The sequence below is a fragment of the Mesorhizobium sp. M5C.F.Ca.IN.020.32.2.1 genome (assembly GCF_004023105.1).
Taxonomy (GTDB): domain Bacteria; phylum Pseudomonadota; class Alphaproteobacteria; order Rhizobiales; family Rhizobiaceae; genus Mesorhizobium; species Mesorhizobium wenxiniae.
This window is the reverse complement of the sequence record NZ_RZSX01000825.1, coordinates 1-2,797: the sequence shown is the minus strand read 5'-3', so window position 1 is coordinate 2,797 and position 2,797 is coordinate 1. Positions and strand designations below refer to the sequence as shown.

4 protein-coding genes are annotated in these 2,797 nt (G+C 63.0%); 3 read left to right on the top strand and 1 reads right to left on the bottom strand.

Annotation, left to right across the window (positions count from 1 at the left end):
- A partial coding sequence (locus tag EOA86_RS29430; RefSeq protein ID WP_128344869.1) for an NUDIX domain-containing protein occupies nucleotides 1-340 on the top strand: 340 nt, incomplete at its 5' end.
- A 1-nt stretch (nucleotide 341) separates the two neighbouring features.
- Here EOA86_RS29430 and EOA86_RS29425 read toward each other — a convergent pair.
- The gene (locus EOA86_RS29425) at nucleotides 342-1,331 is read right to left on the bottom strand and encodes a glutathione S-transferase family protein (protein ID WP_127210853.1); all 990 of its coding nucleotides are present in this window, start codon (nucleotides 1,329-1,331) and stop codon (nucleotides 342-344) included.
- A 283-nt stretch (nucleotides 1,332-1,614) separates the two neighbouring features.
- Between EOA86_RS29425 and EOA86_RS29420 the strand changes: the two genes are divergently transcribed.
- Both EOA86_RS29420 and EOA86_RS29415 read left to right on the top strand, forming a co-directional pair.
- On the top strand, nucleotides 1,615-2,151 hold the full coding sequence (locus EOA86_RS29420; RefSeq protein ID WP_127210854.1) for an N-acetyltransferase: 537 nt from the start codon (nucleotides 1,615-1,617) through the stop codon (nucleotides 2,149-2,151).
- A 162-nt stretch (nucleotides 2,152-2,313) separates the two neighbouring features.
- Nucleotides 2,314-2,797 (top strand): SDR family NAD(P)-dependent oxidoreductase (locus EOA86_RS29415; RefSeq protein ID WP_128344867.1); only part of this gene is annotated, 484 nt, incomplete at its 3' end.

Genomic DNA, 2,797 nt, shown 5'->3' with positions numbered 1-2,797 from the left:
CACCTATGTACCGGGCTGGCAGCTTCCCGGCGGTGGCGTCGAGCTGGGCGAGACGATGATCGAGGCGCTGGCGCGCGAACTCTCCGAGGAGGGCAATATTGCATTGACTGCGCCGCCGGTGCTGAAATCGATGCATTTCAACCGTCGGGCCAGCCGCCGCGACCATGTCGGGCTCTATTTGGTCGAGCAGTTCAATCAGACGGCGCCGAAGCTGCCGGACCGCGAGATCGCCGCAGCCGGTTTCTTTCCTCTCGACCGCCTGCCGGAGGCAACGACGCCGGCCACACTGCGACGGATTGCCGAGATTTTTGGCGGCGCGGCGGCGTCGCCCTACTGGTAGGTCACGCCGCCTTCCTGAACCGATTGCGATCATGCGGCGCCGCGTAGTCCAGTTCCGGCCCGACCGGCACGATGTGCGTCGGATTGATCGTTTCATGGCTGCCGTAATAGTGCGCCTTGATGTGGTGCAGGCTCACCGTGCCTGCGACCCCTGGGACCTGATAGAGGTCGCGCAGATAGTTCGACAGGTTCGGATAATCGGCGATGCGGCGCAGGTTGCACTTGAAATGGCCGACATAGACCGGGTCGAAGCGGACCAGCGTGGTGAACAGCCGCCAATCGGCCTCGGTGATGCGGTCACCGACGAGATAACGCTGGCGAGATAGGCGATCCTCGAGTTGGTCGAGCGCCGAGAACAGTTCGCCAAACGCTTTCTCATAGGCCGTTTGCGTGGTGGCGAAGCCGGCGCGGTAGACGCCGTTGTTGACTGAGGGATAGACCAGCGCATTGACCGCGTCGATTTCGCCGCGCAGTGCTTTCGGATAGAAATCGAGGCTGACATCGCCCCATTTGTCGAAGGCTGAATTGAGCATCCGGATGATCTCGGAGGACTCATTGGAGACGATTGTTTGTTCTCGCCTGTCCCACAGAACCGGCACCGTCACGCGGCCGGAATAGGCGTGATCGGCCTTGGTGTAGATCTGATGCAGGAAATCGAAATGGTAGAGCGTGTCACCGGTGGCGCCGTCCTTGGCCAGGAAGGTCCAGCCGTTGGCCCCCATGAAACGATGGACGACCGAGACGGAAATCACGTCCTCGAGTTTCTTCAATGCTCGAATGATCAGCGTCCGGTGCGCCCAGGGACAGGCAAGCGAGACATAGAGGTGGTAGCGGCCCGGCTCGGCCTTGAAGCCGCGCTTGCGGCCTTCGGCCGGCGTACCGTCAACCGTGACCCAGTCGCGCCATTGCGACTGCGCCCGCACGAACTCGCCGTCGCTGCCCTTGGTGTCGTACCCGCTGTCCTGCCATTTGCCGCCGACCAGCAATCCCATGCGATGTCCTTTCGTCTTCGTAGGGATGTAGGCACAAACCGACGATGCGGAAATCGCCAGGCGTTGAACAGTTCGTCAATCGCGAGGGCGGCAACCGAAGGGCGGCAAGCAAACGGCCGATTGCAGTTGCTGGAGATTGGTGCTAGCGGAAAATCCGCATGTTCGACTTCGCTTTGATCCGGTTCGACCGACGACGAAAGGGCGCCCGCGCTTGATGAAGCGCTGACTGGCGAACGCTGCCGTTTGCAGCAAACCTTTTCCCGTATACCGGAACGCAAAGACCATGAGCCTTGCCGACGTAAAATACCTGCCGGAAAAGCCGGCGCATGACCCCGAAATCGAAGCCATAAACGACGAAGCCTTCGGGCCGGGTCGTTTCGTGCTGGGCGCCTACAAGATCCGTGAGGGCGGCCCGCACGAACGCGCCCTGTCCTTCGTGGCCGTCCGTGGCGATATCGTTGTCGCTTCGGTGCGCATGACGCGCATCGCGGCCGGCTCCGGTCGCGCGCTGATGCTCGGACCGCTTGCCGTGCGGCCGGCCTTCAAGAGTCTCGGTATCGGCCGCCGGCTGGTGGCAATCGCGCTGGAGGCCGCCGCCAAGGCCGGCACGCCGGCCGTGATGCTTGTCGGCGACGAGCCCTATTACGGCCCGCTCGGCTTCAAGAGAATCCCGCGTGGGCAAATCTCCATGCCGCGCCCGGTCGATCTCGACCGGCTTTTGTCGCACGAGATCGTGCCGGGCGCGGTGGCAAGGCTGGTGGGGGAGGTTTGCCACGCCGATCAGGCAAGGATTGCCGCGAACGTCGCCGCGATGGCATGACCGTCCAGATGCGGTTGCGCCGTCCTGTCGGGCTTCGTAGCATGTGGCCGATGGTGCATGTCGCCCAAAAGTGCGCAGCGGTTTTGGGGTAACGACATGCATAAAAACAGAGAACGCGACGCGCTTTAGATAACGCGAGCGCTTTAGGTGGGGGACGCCGACATGAACCCGAACGGCCAGATTGCGATCGTCACCGGCGGCGGATCCGGCCTCGGCGAAGCGACGGCACGTGCACTGGCCGCGAAGCGCGCGGACGTTGCCATCCTCGACCTCGGCATCGAGCGTGCGGCGAAGATTGCGGCCGATATCGGCGGCATCGCCATCCAATGCGACGTAAGCAGCGCCGACGGCGGTGCTGCTTCAGTGGCGGAAGTGGTAAAAAAGTTCGGCGAACCCCGTATCCTGGTCAATTGCGCCGGCATCGCCATCGGCATGAAAACGATCGGCAAGGACGGCCCGCACCCGCTCGAGCAGTACCGCAAGGTGATCGAGGTCAATTTGATCGGCACCTTCAACATGATCCGCCTCGTCGCCGACCGGGCCGCGAAACTTGAGCCGCTGGAGGGCGGCGAGCGCGGCGTCATCGTCAACACGGCATCGGTCGCCGCCTATGACGGTCAAATTGGCCAGGCGGCCTACTCAGCCT

Coding starts and splice junctions, on each gene's coding strand:
- EOA86_RS29425 (WP_127210853.1), bottom strand. CDS start 1,331: ATGGGATTGCTGGTCGGCGGCAAATGGCAGGACAGCGGGTACGACACC.
- EOA86_RS29420 (WP_127210854.1), top strand. CDS start 1,615: ATGAGCCTTGCCGACGTAAAATACCTGCCGGAAAAGCCGGCGCATGAC.